The following is a 14,493-nucleotide window of genomic DNA, read 5'->3' on the forward strand; positions in this document are numbered from 1 at the left end:
CCAACTTTTCCGACGGAGATAAACATGAAGGTCTATTACGACAAGGACGCCGATCTGAGCCTGATCAAGGGCAAGAACGTGGCCATCATCGGTTATGGCTCGCAAGGCCATGCCCACGCTCAAAACCTGCGTGATTCCGGCGTCAACGTGACGGTCGGTCTGCGCAAGGGTGGCGCTTCGTGGTCCAAGGTGGAAGCCGCTGGCATCAAGGTCGCTGAAGTCAATGACGCCGTCAAGAACGCCGACGTCGTGATGATCCTGTTGCCCGACGAGAACATCCCCGAGGTGTACAACAACAACGTCGCCCCCAACATCAAGCAAGGCGCCACGCTGGCTTTCGCTCACGGCTTCAACGTGCACTACAACCAGGTCGTGCCCCGCGCTGACCTGGACGTGATCATGGTCGCCCCCAAGGGCCCTGGCCACACCGTGCGTTCCGAGTACCTCAAGGGCGGCGGCGTGCCTTCGCTGATCGCTGTCTATCAAGACAAGTCCGGCAAGGCCCGTGACATCGCTCTGTCCTACGCTGCTGCCAACGGCGGCACCAAGGGTGGCGTGATCGAAACCAACTTCCGCGAAGAAACCGAAACCGACCTGTTCGGCGAACAAGCCGTTCTGTGCGGTGGCGCTGTCGAGCTGGTGAAGATGGGCTTCGAAACCCTGACCGAAGCTGGTTACGCTCCGGAAATGGCCTACTTCGAGTGCCTGCACGAGCTGAAGCTGATCGTTGACCTGATGTACGAAGGCGGCATCGCCAACATGAACTACTCGATCTCGAACAACGCCGAATACGGCGAGTACGTGACGGGTACGGAAGTGATCAACGAGAAGTCGCGCGAAGCCATGCGCGCTGCTCTGAAGCGCATCCAGACTGGCGAATACGCCAAGATGTTCATCCTGGAAGGCAAGACCAACTACCCAAGCATGACCGCTCGCCGTCGTCTGAACGCTGTTCACCCGATCGAGACCGTGGGTGCCGAGCTGCGCGCCATGATGCCTTGGATCGCCAAGAACAAGCTGGTTGACCAGTCGAAGAACTGATCTGTGTGCCGGGTTTGGCCCGGTTGCATGATTGTTTGAATGAAAGCCGCCGGGGTGCAAGCCTCAGGCGGCTTTTTGTTTGTGCCTTGCTTGTTGTTTGATGGTTTTGGCTGTTGCTGTTGCTGTTCAGCATGCGCAGGTGGTGGCTTTTTGTCTGGGCAGCGCGGGGCGCGGCCGAGGTGGCATGCGCCCGGGCTTCAATGTTGGCGGTCCCGCCTCGCGGGACTGCTCTACGGTGCTCGTCCGGCTCAGGTGGCTGCGCAACTCGGCCTGCGGCCTCAAACATGCTCGCCATCCCCTTGTCTGTGACAAGGGGCAAACCTGAGCCTCCCTGCGCGCCTGCGACGCCAACAAGGCGCCCGGCCGCACACCACCTCAGCCTTTTTTCGCCCCGCTAGTGACATGCCTGGTGGTCTGCTGACTTCAGATGGGATGGCTTCTATCGAGCAGAGCACGCTGCGTTTTGCTTGTCAGCCGGCATGCCAGAACCCGCAGCCTGGGCATGCCACGAGCGAGGCGGAAAAGGGCTGAGCCGGCATCTGGCCGGGCGCCTTGTTGGCGCTGAGAAGCGCAGCGGGGAAGTGGGCACGCGCAGCGTGCGTCGTCAACTGACTCGCCGGAGCTGTCTGACCGGAGTGGTCGTCAGACCACGCAGGGAGTTCTCCGGCGCCACTTCCACGCGAGCATCGCAAGGCAGTCCCGCTTTCAAAGCGGGACCGTCAACAATGAAGCCCGGCCGGATGCCGGCTCAGCCCCCGCCTCGCGTTCTACCGAAAAAACGCCCAACTCAGCGCATGAGAACTGCACTTAACGAGAAGGCGCTTCCCAGTGCAAAGTCCCGCACACCTTGTCCATCAAGGGCAGCACGATGTTGAAGTTGTGTGTGTGCATGAGGTCGCGCCGATGATGAAGGCGGTGCAGCTGACGCATCTCGCGCAACCACGGCAGATTCGTCAGCCAGTGTCCGTCAGGCAGATGGTGGCAGGTGTGGAAGAACTCGTAGAGCAGGTAGCCCATGGTGGCGTGCGCCCCGAAGATCCAGCCTGTGTTGGCATCGACCAGCGCACTGATGATCCAGACTGAAGGTGCGACGAAGGCCGCCAGGTACACCACGATCAGCCAGGGCGGAAACAGGATCACACGCCAGTCCAGCCAGCTGTCGTAGCTCATCTCGCGCTCGCTGAAGAAGCTGTGATGGTCGCCAGTGTGCCGCGCATAGAAAAGCGCTGCCCAACTGCGTTTGTGATGGCCCAGTTCCCGGTGTACGAGGTAAACGGCCGCATTGAACACCAGCAGGCCCAAAGGCGCAGCCAGCCATTGCCACGGCAAGGCTTGCTGGACCTGACTCAGGAGCGCGCCGTAGGCCGTCAGGCCAAGGCCGAACACGAATGCAGCGTGCAGCAAGGCGCTGTAGTGCGGGCTGACCTGGGCCCGGTAGCGTTGGCGAAAGGCCTGGACGGCATCAGGTGTCATGGGGCAGGGCTTGGCGTGACTTTGCTGTCCGGCAGTGGGTTGGCTGTCCACCCGCCACCGATGGCTTTGTAGAGTAGCACGGTGGTCAACGCACGTGCAGTCTGCGCCTGGATCAGATCATCCTCACGCTGCAGAGCGCCCAGTTTCGCCTCCAGAACGGGCTGCAGCAAACCGGTACCCTCGTTGAACAGCTTCTCGGCGTGCACGGCGCCGTCGGCCGATGTGCGCCAGGCAGTTGTCAGTTGCAGCGCGCGTTGATCCAGCGCGCGGCGCGCACTGTAGGCGTTTTCGACGTCTTCGAGCGCGCTCATCACGGCCTGCTCATACTGCGCGGCGGCGGCTTCCAGCCTGGCGTCGCTGGCCTTGATGTTGGCCTGGATGCGTCCACCTTCAAAGATGGGCAGCTTCACGCCTGCACCCCAGGCCGTGAAGCTGGACGAAGCCGAAGGCAGGTTGCCGATTTCCAGGTGCCCGTCATTGGACAGGAAGCCCAGGTAGAACTTGGGCAGCACTTCAGCCTTGGCGCTGCCCAGGCGGGCGGCCAGGGCGCGGACCTGATTGGCACTGCCACGAACATCGGGGCGCCGCTCGAGCACGTCAGACGGCAGGATGCCGGGCAACTGGTCGGGGATGACGCTGCCATCTGCCGGGGCGCTGGCCGTTGGCGCGGGCAGGGCTTTGAGCGCCTCCGGTTGCTGGCCAGTCAGCACGGCCAGGCGGCGCAGGCGGGCGCCCAACAGAGATTGCAGTGGGGCCCTCATGGCGCCCAGCGCTTCGACGGCGGCTTGTGCACGGTCCACGTCATAGCGGTTGGCCTGGCCTGCATCGAATCGGCCCTGTGCATAGCGTTGCAGGCGCTGGGCGGTGCTGAGGCTGCGCGCCAGCACATCCATGCGGCGCTCGATGCTGCGGGCCTCGATGTAGTTGCTGGCGATGTCGCCTGCCACGATCATCTGCGCGCCATGCAGCTTTTCTTCGTATGCGAGGGCGGCCTGGCGGGCAGCTTCGGCGTCGCTGCGGCGTGAGCCAAAGATGTCTACCTCCCAGGCGGCTGCAAAACCGCTGCCATTGAAGGAGCTGATGGGGACGTTGAGTGCCGGCAGCGTCACCGGGACAGGCAGAGGCGGCAGGCTGGGGGCACTGACGTCATTGAACTTCTGGCGGCCTGTGGCACCGTAGGCCATCAGGGTCGGGTACAGCGCCGACTCCGCCATGGTCACAACGGTTCGCGCTTCCTTGACGCGCGCAACGGCCACGCGGATGTCGGCGTTGGCCGCCAGACCCTGATCGATCAACTGGATGAGCGTCGGGTCGGCGATGCCATGCCACCACCGGGCGATGTCCTGGTCTGTGGCGGTGGCGTTCGGGCTCTTGCCGACTTCCTCGAACGCCTTGGGTGTGGGCACGTCCGCAGGCATGTCCACCTTGATGGTCGTGCAGGCCATGAGGGACAGGCTCAACAGGGTCGCCAGGCTGCAGGTGCGCAGGGCAGATGGTCGGGTGTTCATGTCTGGCATTCGCAGATAGGCTCGGTACACGGCGTGTGGCAGGGGCAAGGTGCGATGTGGTCAGTTGACTGCTTCCAGCTGACCTTGTGCAGCGGCCAGCAGCACCGCCAGGGCCGTGGAGGCCACGCGCGTGCGCGGGCTGTCGGTGGAGTCGGTCAGGATCACCGGGACGCGGCAACCCAGCACAATGCTGGCCACATCCGCGCTGGCCAGAAAAATCAGTTGTTTGACCAGCATGTCGCCCGTTTCCAGGTTGGGCACCAGCAGCACATTGGCCTGGCCGGCCACGGGCGATTGCGGATCCTTGATGCGCGCCACATCGGCGTTGATGGCCGAATCAAATGACAGAGGGCCGTCAATCAGGCCGCCGGCAAGCTGGTGCCTTTCCAGCATCTTGCACAGGGCGGCAGCATCCATGGAGGATGGCAGGGCGCTGGTGATGGAATCTGCTGCGGACAGGATGGCCACACGTGGTTCATCAAAGCCCAGGATGCGGGCCAGATCGATGGCGTTCTGCACGATGTCGCGCTTGTCTTCCAGCGTGGGCTGCACGTGGATGGCCGCGTCGGTGATGATGATGGGGTGATCACACTTGGGCACGTCCGCCACATAGGCGTGGCTGGCGCGGCGATGGTGGCGCAAGCCGCCTTCGGCCGCCGTCACGGCTTGCAACAGCGTTTCACGGCCGATGTGACCTTGCATGATGGCGTCCACGCTGCCGGCGCGGGCGAGCGCCACGGCCTGCAGGGCGGCACGCATGGGCGTAGGGGCCTCGTCCCAGTCGCAGCCGGAGAGATCCAGTGCCAGTTCGGCAGCCAGTGCTTCAATGCGTGCACGTGGCCCGATGATGATCGGCTTGATCAGGCCAGCCTTGACTGCATCCAGCATGGCCATCAAGTTGTGGGCCGCGTCGGGAAACACCACGGCGCACCGGATGGCAGCGCGGGATGTGGTCAATGCCATCAGTTGAGCAAAACGCTCGTGGCGGTAGAGTTGCAGATCAGGCAAGGGCTGGGCTTCGCGCTTGACCTTGAGCGTGGGGGCCATGACCTCAGCTTCGCCGGTGATCACGGGTTTGCCCAGCTGGTTGCTGCACAGACAGTCCAGCAGGACCATGTTCTTGTCGCGCTTTTCCTTGACGGTGACCTTGACCGTGATGATGTCGCCCACGTTCACCGGCCGCACGAAGCGCAACTGCTGGCCCACATAGATCGTGCCGGGCCCGGGCAGTTTGGTGCCCAGCACGGTAGAGATCAGGGTGCCGCCCCACATGCCATGCGCGATCACCTTGTGGAAAGGCGTGTCGCGGGCATAGGCTTCGTCCAGGTGAGCGGGGTTCACGTCACCGCTGAGGATGGCGAACAGTTCGATGTCGGTCTTGGTCAGCTCGCGGGTCAGAGAGGCGCTGTCACCCAGCTGCAGTTCGTCGTAGCAGCGGTTCTCCAGCATCACGGGTGCGGCGGCATCCAGTTCGGTGTTCATCTTGTTGGTGCTCACTGTTCGTGCACGTAGTCGCCGGGGGCGTCGGGCAGCTTCTTCTTCTGGCCGGGCAGGCCCATGCGCGGCGGTGCGGTCAGGCCGCTGGAATGCTCGACCAGCCAGTTCTCCCAGGCGGGCCACCAGGAGCCTTCCTGATGCGGTGCCTCGGCCTGCCAGCGCTCGGGTGAGATGTAGCGCTCGTCCGGCGTGCGGCGGCGGATCTGGTAATGGCGTCTGGAATGGCCGGGTTCGCTCACGATGCCAGCGTTGTGGCCGCCACTGGTGAGCACGAAGGTGATGTCCAGCGGCAGCAGGTGCAGCTTGTAGACGGACTTCCAGGGCGCCACGTGGTCGCTGATGGTGCCCACGGCAAAGCAGGGGATGCGGATGTCGGTGAACCAGATGGGGGCACCGTCCACCTCATAGCGGCCGGTGGCCAGGTCGTTGTGCAGGAAGAGCTTGTGGAGGTATTCCGAGTGCATCCGGGCCGGCATGCGCGTGGTGTCGGCGTTCCAGGCCATCAGGTCATTGGGCTTGTCGCGCTGGCCCAGCATGTAGTCCTTCAAGGCGCGCGACCAGATCAGGTCGCTGGTGTGCAGCAGCTTGAAGGCACCCGCCATCTGCGAGCCTTGCAGTACACCTTGCTCGGCCATCATGGCCTCCAGCAGGTTGACCTGGCTGTGGTTGATGAACAGCAGCAACTCGCCGGCTTCGGTGAAATCGCCTTGTGCGGCAAACAGGGTGATGGTGCCCAGGCGGTCGTCGCCATCGCGGCCCATGGTGGCGGCCGCGATTTCCAGCATGGTGCCCCCCAGGCAGTAACCCACGCTGTGGATCTTGCGCTCGGGGACGATGGTGCTGATGGTGTTGACGGCCGCCATGACCCCATCGACACGGTAGGTCTCCATGCTCATGTCGCGGTCGACCGAAGTCGGGTTCTTCCACGAGATCATGAAGACCGTGTGGCCCTTGTCGACCAGGAACTTCACCAGCGAATTGTGCGGCGAGAGATCCAGGATGTAGTACTTCATGATCCATGCCGGCACGATCAGGATGGGCTCGGCGTGCACCTTGTCGGTCGTGGGGCTGTACTGGATCAGTTCGATCAGGTGGTTGCGGAAAACGACCTTGCCCGGCGTGATGGCCACGTTCTGGCCTGGGGTGAATTCGTCCACCCCGGCAGGCGGGAGCTTGTGCACGATGCGGTGCAGGTCGTCGAGCCAGTTCAGCGAGCCACGAAACAGGTTCAGGCCATGCTCGTCCTGGGTGGCGTTGACCACATCCGGATTCATCCAGGGCACGTTGGAGGGCGAGAACACGTCCATCCACTGGCGTGCGGCAAAGGTGGCCACGTTCTCGTGCTTGTGGCTCACGCCTGGCACGTCACGTGTGGCACGGTCCCAGGCGCGCTCCATCACCTGGAAGGTCTGGGCATACAGGTTGTAGGGCCAGTGTTGCCAGGCCGGGGTGCTGAAACGAGGGTCGGTACAGCAGGTCGCTGATGGGTTGGCCTGCATCAGATTGGCGGCGGCCTGCTGGGCGTCCTCCAGCGTGCCCTTGATCACATCGAGCTGCTTGCCCGGCGAAATCATCAGGTGCGACAGCCAGTCCAGGTAGACGAGCATGCCGTGGATGTGCGACATGCCGCCGGTCAGCTGCCCCAGCTCGCCCTGCACATGGCGGTCGATCTTGTGGACCAGCTCCTGCCATTGGTCGGCGCTGGGTGTGTGTACCTGGATGTCGTTGCTCATGTGATTCACCTTGTGTGTGCGGATGTCAGCCTTGTCTGGCCAGCATCGAACGGAATCTTGTCAGGGCGATGAAAAGAAACAGCGCCCCGCAAGCGGCCACGGCCAGCAGCTGGGGCCAGACGATGTCGATGCCCGCACCTCGGTACAGCACGGCCTGGGTCATCTTCACGAATTGCGTGGTGGGCGATATCTGCACGATACGCTGAATCAGCTCCGGCATGCTCTCTACCGGCGTGGCGGCGCCTGACAGCAGGTAAAGCACGACGTAGACCGGGGCGGCCAGCAGCCCGAACTGCGGCATGGACGAGGCCAGCGTGGCCAGCAGGATACCCAGAGCCGTGACGGCGAACAGGTAGAGCGCCGTGCCAGCGAGGAACAGCGGCACCGAACCCAGCAGGGGCACATGCAGCCACTCGTGCACCACCAGCCACAGCGACAGGCTGACGGCCAGCAGGATCACGCCGCCGTTGGCCAGGATCTTGGCCATGGCGATCTCGCTGGGCCTCACCGGCATGACCAGCAAGTGCTCGATGGTGCCGTGCTCGCGTTCGCGGATGACGGCGGCACCCACCAGGATGATGGCCAGCACGGTGACGTTGGTGACGATCTGCATGACCGAGGTGAACCAGTGCGACTGGTTGTTCGGGTTGAACAACACGTGCATCACGGGCGGTGCAGGCAGCATGGATTCGATGCCCTGCTGGTGGAAGAAGTCCAGCAGTTCCTTGAGGAAGATCTGGTTGAGGTAGACCACGCCCAGGCCGGCCTGCGTCATGGCAGTGGCATCGACCGTGACCTGCACGGCGGGTGCGCGGCGCGCCAGCACATCGGCTTCGAAGCGCGGCGGGATGTCGATCACGAAGATGACGTCGCTGCGGTCCAGCGCCAGCGTGGCCTCCTGATGGGTGATGTCTCGCGGGGCCTTGAAGTAGGGCGGGCGAATGGCATCGCGCAGGCGGCGTGACAGGGCGGAGTTGTCGCTGTCGATGATGCCGACCGAGGCATTGGCCACTTCGGCCTTGACACCCTTGGCGGTGGAGTAGATGGCCACCGTGAAGGCGAAGATGATGAGGGCCATCAGCGGCACGTCGCCAAACAGGCTGCGCAGCTCCTTCATGGCCAGGCGCGAGACGTTGAGGATCCATTGGCGCATGGTGCTCAACCCTCCTGCTTTCTGACCAGCACCCGTGCCAGCCCCAGGTAGAGCAGGCCGAAGCCGGTCAAGGCGGCGTACATGGGCACGAAGCTGTCAAAGCTCAATCCCTTGGTGAAGGTGCCCAGGCTGATCAACTGGAACCACGAGGCCGGAAAGCCTTTGCCTACCCACAAGGCCGAGCCCGTGAGGGTGGACACCGGGTAGAGCAGGCCCGAGAAGTTCACCGAGGGAATCAGGCAGATGATGGCTGAGGCAAAAGAGGCGGCGACCTGTGATTGCAGGAAGGCCGAGATCAGCAGACCCAGCGCCGTGGTGGCAAACACGAAGGTCAAGGCGCCGAGCGCCAACGCGAAGAAGTTGCCTTTCAAGGGTACCTGCAACAGCACGATGCTCAGGAAGACCAGCGTGAGGAAGCTCGCCATGGCCAGCGCGATATAGGGCAGTTGCTTGCCCAGCAGGAACTGGCCCACGCTGGCCGGCGAGGCATACAGGTTGATGATGGAGCCCATCTCTTTTTCGCGCACCACGCCCAGGGCCGTGAGCATGGCCGGGATGATGATCAGGCACAGCATCAGCAGGCCTGGCGTGGAGGCGTAGATGCTGCGGAACTCCTGGTTGTAGGAGAAGCGCGGTTCCAGGCTGGCAGGCAGGGTGGGGGGCGTCAGCCCCGGTTGCTCTCGGGCGAAGCGCATGGCGTGTTCCAGCACGATGCCGGTGGCGTAGCCCCGCACGTTTTCGGCGGTGAAGGGGCTGGCCCCATCGATGTAGAAGGCCACTTCGGGGCGCCTGCCACCGATCAGGTCACGCCCGTAATGCGGCGGGATCTCCACCACCAGCGCGGCGTCGTGGGCCTGCAGCACGCGGTTGACGTCGGCCATGTCCCTGAGCGGCTCGCGTTGTTCAAAGTAGCGCGAGCCGGCAAAGTGCTCGATCAACTGGCGGCTGTCGTAGCTCTGATCGTGGTCCAGCACCGAAAACGCCACGTGCTCGATGTCGAAGGAGATGCTCCAGGCAGCGGTCACCAGCAGGATGATGGGGCCCAGGATGGCGAAGGTCAGGCGGATCGGGTCGCGCTTGAGCTCCATGGCTTCGCGGCGGGCGAACGCCCACATGCGTGACAGCCACAGGGTCGTGCCATTGCTGCGCTGGTGGTTGGCTTGTGTCGACGCCCCGCCGGCTGGTGATGGTGCGGCTTGTTGCCCGGTCTGTGGCGCCTCGGCCTTCACGGTGGAGGCTGCCTGCGCGGCCTGCACGGTGTCGTCGGCCTGTTCGAGGTAGGCGATGAAGGCGGTCTCCAGTGTGTCGGCCTGCTTGCTGTCGCGCAGTTCCTGCGGTGTGCCCACGGCGAGCACCGTGCCACGGTGCATCAGCGAGATGCGGTCGCAGCGTTCAGCCTCGTTCATGAAGTGGGTCGATACGAAGATGGTGACCTGTTCGTCGCGTGCCAGTTTGGCCAACTGGCGCCAGAACATGTCGCGCGCAGCCGGGTCCACGCCCGAGGTGGGTTCATCCAGAATCAGCACCTCCGGGCGATGCAGGCAGGCCGCAGCCAGTTGCAGGCGCTGGCGCATGCCCAGAGACAGCGCCATGGGGTTGGCTTCGGCGTGCTCGGCCAGATCGAAGCGCTGGAGGCCGTCTTCAATGGCTGCATCAGCCGCCGTGCCTTCGAGGCGATACAGCCGGGCATGCAGCGCCAGGTTTTGCCGCACGCTCAGTTCTTCATACAGCGAGAAGGCCTGGGACATGTAGCCCACACGCATGCGCGTGGCCAGGTCCCTGGCGTTGATGGGCTGACCCAGCAGCATGGCTTCTCCGTCGCTGATGTCCAGCAGGCCGGTGAGCATCTTCATGGTCGTGGTCTTGCCGCAGCCGTTGGAGCCGAGGAAGCCGAAGATCTCGCCGCGCTCGATGCGAAAGCTCACGTTGTTGACGGCGATGAAGTCGCCAAAGCGGCGTGTCAGGCCACGTGCCTCAATGGCTGGCGGGCCGTCGGTGTGGGCGCGAGGCGGGATCACCAATGGCTCGCCGCTGCCGCGTTTTTCCGGGGGCAGCAAGGCGATGTAGGCCGCTTCCAGCGTCTTCTCTGGTGTGCGCTCCAGCACCGCGCACGTTTCATCAAACACGAGGATGCGCCCGGCGTCCATGGCCACGAGGTATTCGAAGCGCTCGGCCTCTTCCATATAGGCCGTGGCCACGATGACGGTCATGCCCGGGCGTTCTCGACGCAAGGTTTCCACCAGCGACCAGAACTGGCGCCGTGACAAGGGGTCCACACCCGTGGTGGGCTCATCCAGGATCAACAGATCAGGGTCGTGGACGAGGGAGCAGCACAGGCCCAGCTTCTGTTTCATGCCGCCCGAGAGTTTGCCGGCGGGGCGGTCTCGGAAAGGCGCCAGGCCGGTGGCGTCCAGCAGGCGCTGGATGCGGGCTTCGCGCTCTGCAGCGCCTTGGCCGAACAGGCGCGCGAAGAAGTCGATGTTCTCGGCCACCGACAACGTCGGGTAAAGGTTGCGCCCCAGGCCTTGCGGCATGAAGGCCACACGCGGCGCCATTTGCGCGCGGTTGTTGGCGTCGGCCATGTTCAGGCCCAGCACCTCCACCTGACCATGCTGGATGCGCTTGACGCCCGCGATGATGGACAGCAGTGTGGACTTGCCCACGCCATCAGGCCCGACCAGGCCGATGGTCTTGCCCATCGGGAGCGCCAGGTTGACGTGGTCCATGGCACGCGTGGCGCCGTAGGTGTGTCCCAGGTCCGTGACCTTGACGGCCACCTGCTGCGCGGCGTCCACGGGCTTGTCGGCTTCAGGCCGGTTCATGATGGTGTGGCCTGTGCTCAGGGTTGGGCGGCTGAGGCGGCTTCGGCCGGAGGCAGTTTGACGCTGAGCTTGGCGGGCCAGGCCACAGACGCATCCGAGCGAACGAAGCCATAGCCGGTGAGGCCTGCCTTCACATAGGCGGCATATTGAGCGGCCACTTCCGTGGGCACCTGCAGCTTGACGCGGTAGACCAGCTTGTCTCGCTCCGACATGGTCTCCACATACTTGGGCGTGAACTGCGCTTCACCCGCCACAAAGGACACCTGCGCGGGGATGACGAACTGCGTGGCGGCATCCAGCACGATGCGGGCCTCATCGCCCACCTTGAGCTTGCCGGCCACCGATGTGGGCAGAAACACGGTCATGTAGACGTTGGAGGTGTCCAGCAGCGTGGCCACGCGGCCGCCGGACGGGATGACGGAGCCAGGCTCCACCACGCGGTATTCGATGCGGCCTTTGACGGGCGCGCGCAGGCTCATGTCTTCGATGGCGATGTCCAGGCGCTTCATTTGCGCTTCGGCTTCGGCGCGGGCGGCGGTGGCCTCGCCAATGGCTGCCGTGGCCACCATGACGCCAGCGTTCTCTCCATCGCGTTGGGCCTGCCGGCGCTCGACTTCGGCGCCGGACACCAGTGCGTCCTGCTTCAACTTCGTGGTGTGATCCAACTCCAGTTGCGCCATGCGTGCCATGACTTTGCGGACTTCGGTTTCTGCCGCCGCGCGTTGCATGGCCTGACTTGCACGCTGGCGGGCAGCTTCCACGGCGGCGCGTTGCGCGACCAGCTCGGTGCTGTCCTGGCGGGCGATCAGGTCGCCGGCCTTGACGATATCCCCTTCACGCACGGGCAACTCGATGATGCGTCCTGGGTACTTGGCCGCGATCTCGATGCGCTCGACCTCCAGCCGCCCGTTGCTGCGCACCAGGCCGGCAGGAATCGGATCGCGATGGCTGTTGACCCACCAGGCCACGCTGCCGGCCACGCAGGTCAGGGCTGCCAGGATCAGCCAGGTGTTGGTTTTCTTGCTCATGGGTGGACAGGGAGATGGGCCGCGCTCAACAACTGAGCGCGCAGATGAGGGGCGATCACGTCGAGCAACTGTTCGACGCGTTCGGGGGTGATGGCGTCCCAATCCATGCGACGCATCAAGACCGAGTCTGCAAGACGGAAGCAGACAAATTGATGAAGCACGACAAAGGAGAGGGCGCGGGTCTGGAAATCGTCAGGCGAGCGCTGGATGATGCGCGCCATGATGTCGGTGAGGCACTGCTGCATGGGCTCCACCACCTGCGCAAAGATGCGCTCGAAGGCTTCGCCATGCTCGGCTTGTGCGCGCAGGAAGAACTGGATCCAGCTGGCGGGCACCTTGTCGGCCAGCAGCAGGCGGGCTTGCGTGAGCATGAACGCCATGACCTGGTCGATCAACTGGTGCACGTCATTCGTTCGGGCGCTTTGCGCCTTGAGCAACTGAAGCGGTGCGGCTTGTTCCTGCTCGATGAAGCCGGCCAGGTAGCCCGCCGCTTCGGCATACAGATCGTCCTTGGAGCCAAAGTAGTAGGGAATGGCGCCCAGGTTCATCTCGGCGGCCTGGGCGATCATGCGCGTGGTGGTGGCGTCAAACCCATGTTTGCCGAACAGATCCAGCGCCGCCAGGATCATGCGTTCGCGCGCCTGGGCGCCGCGGGAAGCGTCCGGTGTTCGGCTGGCATGCTGGGCGGGAGCGGACATGGCACGATCTGAAATCAAAGTCAGTCGATCGTATGACTTTGAATTTCTAAGGGTTTGACCCAGGTCAAGCGCTTGTTGACGCGGCTCGCTTTTGCGTCAGGCACGGCGCCGTGCCCGCGTCGGCGGTCAGTCGATCGGACGACTCATGAACACCGCGCCTGTGCCGAAAGAGGCCAGTTTCTCGCCGCTCGCTTGCTGCCCCGATTCATTGATGGCGAACCCGAACCGACTCCAGAACGCGCTGGAGTCCTGCACGGCAACCAGGCCGGCCTGTTGCAAGCCCAGGTCTTTCGCCCGGGTCAGGGCCTCGCTCACCAGCATGGGGGCCAGCCCAGTGCCACGCGCTTGCGGTCCGATGGCCAGATCGTGCAGATAGAGCCAGTCAGGCGTGATGCTGCGTTGAAATGCGCTGGCATGCAGCGCAGGCAGCTTGCCGCCCTCGATGGGCAGGCACACCAGATACGCACAGACCTGGCCCTGCTGCTCTGCCACCCAGCAGGTGTCGGGCGATGCGGCCCATTTGGATTCGAAAGCCACAAGCGGCTCATGGAATGCGGGCAGATAGCACTGTTGCTGGATGGCCAGCACGGCAGCAAGATCCTGGTGTGCCATGGGGCGAATCAGTGGTTTGGATGGGCGTGTCACGACGGAAGTGAGCGTTTAACCTGAGGTGTTTTTTGCAGACAGTCGCCACTGGTCACGCAATCTGACCATGGCTTCGTGCAAACTGCTGCCTTTTGAGGCGTAGGCCGTTTGAGGTCAAGTATTCATGATTACATATCAGCGTTCCAAGTCCTGGCAGATCGCTGCGGCCGTGGCTGTGGTGGCAGGGGTAGCAGGCGCCATTTACTGGTTCACGGGATCGTCCGATGAACACGCCGGCGTGGTCCTGGCCGACAACAAGGCCAGCGGTGCGGGCTGGGTTCAGCCTGGCGTAGGCTCGGATGATCTGGGGGCCGCTCTCAAGGTTCCAGTCCTGGCCGATGGCCGACCTGCCGACGTTCAGGCCGAAGACTGGAACACCCTGAACGGCATCATGGCCAAGCTGGGGCAGCCCAAGCAGGAGGCCGAGCGCATTGTTGGTTACCTGCGTTACCAACACACCTTTGAAGCCTGGCAGACGCTGGACGAAACCAAGGATGCCAAGCGCCGTCAAAGCGCCGCCAAGGCCTTGCTGGCCGAGTTGCCTGATCGTCTCTCAACGGGTGAGTTCACACCCATTGAGGCCAATCTGATGGGCGCAGTGCTGCTGGCTGACATCGAACCGGACGAAAACAAGCGCAACAAGCTGGTGGAAGAGCTGCAAGGCAAGCTCAATGGCATCGCGCCCATGACCGAAGACGAGCAGCAGATGCAGGCCAAGACGCGCCAGACGGAACTCAAGCGCCGCATGGCCACCGCCTATGGCGAGTGGCAGGCCAAGACGAATCCGGCAGACCGTACGCCCGCCAAGCTGGAGCAGGCACTGGAAGAAGTGCGCCGCGCTTACAACAGCGGCGAGTTCTGATCTGACGGAAGGGCGTGTGCCGACCGTGGTCGG

At 63.7% G+C, this 14,493-nt stretch carries 11 protein-coding genes; 2 read left to right on the forward strand and 9 right to left on the reverse strand.

Annotated elements, in window-relative coordinates; genetic code table 11:
- The first annotated feature begins 24 nt into the window (after positions 1–24).
- Positions 25–1,041, forward strand: a complete 1,017-nt coding sequence (gene ilvC / locus VFW93_RS09325; RefSeq protein WP_329693724.1) for a ketol-acid reductoisomerase — start codon at positions 25–27, stop codon at positions 1,039–1,041.
- 807 nt (positions 1,042–1,848) lie between these two features.
- Here the strand turns inward: ilvC and VFW93_RS09330 are convergent.
- The 9 genes from VFW93_RS09330 to VFW93_RS09370 all read right to left on the reverse strand — a co-directional run bounded on the left by VFW93_RS09330 (position 1,849) and on the right by VFW93_RS09370 (position 13,565).
- Positions 1,849–2,514, reverse strand: coding sequence for a sterol desaturase family protein (locus VFW93_RS09330; protein WP_329693725.1), 666 nt, complete (start codon positions 2,512–2,514; stop codon positions 1,849–1,851).
- A complete protein-coding gene (locus VFW93_RS09335) occupies positions 2,511–4,022 on the reverse strand; it encodes a TolC family protein (protein ID WP_329693726.1) in 1,512 nt (503 codons plus the stop codon). Before VFW93_RS09335 ends, VFW93_RS09330 begins: the two co-directional genes overlap by 4 nt.
- A gap of 60 nt (positions 4,023–4,082) precedes the next feature.
- The gene (locus VFW93_RS09340) at positions 4,083–5,504 is read right to left on the reverse strand and encodes a bifunctional enoyl-CoA hydratase/phosphate acetyltransferase (RefSeq protein WP_329693727.1); all 1,422 of its coding nucleotides are present in this window, start codon (positions 5,502–5,504) and stop codon (positions 4,083–4,085) included.
- Between the two features lie 11 nt (positions 5,505–5,515).
- Complete coding sequence (locus VFW93_RS09345) at positions 5,516–7,252, reverse strand: alpha/beta fold hydrolase (RefSeq protein ID WP_329693728.1); 1,737 nt, start codon at positions 7,250–7,252, stop codon at positions 5,516–5,518.
- A 25-nt stretch (positions 7,253–7,277) separates the two neighbouring features.
- Positions 7,278–8,405, reverse strand: a complete 1,128-nt coding sequence (locus tag VFW93_RS09350) for an ABC transporter permease (RefSeq protein ID WP_329693729.1) — start codon at positions 8,403–8,405, stop codon at positions 7,278–7,280.
- A 5-nt stretch (positions 8,406–8,410) separates the two neighbouring features.
- On the reverse strand, positions 8,411–11,227 hold the full coding sequence (gene rbbA / locus VFW93_RS09355; RefSeq protein WP_329693730.1) for a ribosome-associated ATPase/putative transporter RbbA: 2,817 nt from the start codon (positions 11,225–11,227) through the stop codon (positions 8,411–8,413).
- A 17-nt stretch (positions 11,228–11,244) separates the two neighbouring features.
- Positions 11,245–12,255, reverse strand: coding sequence for an HlyD family secretion protein (locus VFW93_RS09360; RefSeq protein ID WP_329693731.1), 1,011 nt, complete (start codon positions 12,253–12,255; stop codon positions 11,245–11,247).
- A complete protein-coding gene (locus VFW93_RS09365) occupies positions 12,252–12,953 on the reverse strand; it encodes a CerR family C-terminal domain-containing protein (protein WP_329693732.1) in 702 nt (233 codons plus the stop codon). Before VFW93_RS09365 ends, VFW93_RS09360 begins: the two co-directional genes overlap by 4 nt.
- A gap of 126 nt (positions 12,954–13,079) precedes the next feature.
- On the reverse strand, positions 13,080–13,565 hold the full coding sequence (locus VFW93_RS09370; protein WP_329693733.1) for a GNAT family N-acetyltransferase: 486 nt from the start codon (positions 13,563–13,565) through the stop codon (positions 13,080–13,082).
- Between the two features lie 157 nt (positions 13,566–13,722).
- On the opposite strand from VFW93_RS09370, the gene VFW93_RS09375 reads away from it, so the two are divergent.
- The gene (locus VFW93_RS09375) at positions 13,723–14,460 is read left to right on the forward strand and encodes a hypothetical protein (RefSeq protein WP_329693734.1); all 738 of its coding nucleotides are present in this window, start codon (positions 13,723–13,725) and stop codon (positions 14,458–14,460) included.
- Positions 14,461–14,493: the final 33 nt, after the last annotated feature.

The organism is Aquabacterium sp., assembly GCF_036279675.1.
Lineage (GTDB): Bacteria > Pseudomonadota > Gammaproteobacteria > Burkholderiales > Burkholderiaceae_C > Aquabacterium.

Excerpts from the sequence above, each read along its gene's own strand:
- VFW93_RS09375 (WP_329693734.1), top strand. The coding sequence starts at position 13,723 with ATGATTACATATCAGCGTTCCAAGTCCTGGCAGATCGCTGCGGCCGTG.
- ilvC (WP_329693724.1), top strand. The coding sequence starts at position 25 with ATGAAGGTCTATTACGACAAGGACGCCGATCTGAGCCTGATCAAGGGC.
- VFW93_RS09350 (WP_329693729.1), bottom strand. The coding sequence starts at position 8,405 with ATGCGCCAATGGATCCTCAACGTCTCGCGCCTGGCCATGAAGGAGCTG.
- VFW93_RS09365 (WP_329693732.1), bottom strand. The coding sequence starts at position 12,953 with ATGTCCGCTCCCGCCCAGCATGCCAGCCGAACACCGGACGCTTCCCGC.
- VFW93_RS09335 (WP_329693726.1), bottom strand. The coding sequence starts at position 4,022 with ATGAACACCCGACCATCTGCCCTGCGCACCTGCAGCCTGGCGACCCTG.
- VFW93_RS09340 (WP_329693727.1), bottom strand. The coding sequence starts at position 5,504 with ATGAACACCGAACTGGATGCCGCCGCACCCGTGATGCTGGAGAACCGC.
- VFW93_RS09330 (WP_329693725.1), bottom strand. The coding sequence starts at position 2,514 with ATGACACCTGATGCCGTCCAGGCCTTTCGCCAACGCTACCGGGCCCAG.
- VFW93_RS09370 (WP_329693733.1), bottom strand. The coding sequence starts at position 13,565 with ATGGCACACCAGGATCTTGCTGCCGTGCTGGCCATCCAGCAACAGTGC.
- VFW93_RS09360 (WP_329693731.1), bottom strand. The coding sequence starts at position 12,255 with ATGAGCAAGAAAACCAACACCTGGCTGATCCTGGCAGCCCTGACCTGC.
- rbbA (WP_329693730.1), bottom strand. The coding sequence starts at position 11,227 with ATGAACCGGCCTGAAGCCGACAAGCCCGTGGACGCCGCGCAGCAGGTG.
- VFW93_RS09345 (WP_329693728.1), bottom strand. The coding sequence starts at position 7,252 with ATGAGCAACGACATCCAGGTACACACACCCAGCGCCGACCAATGGCAG.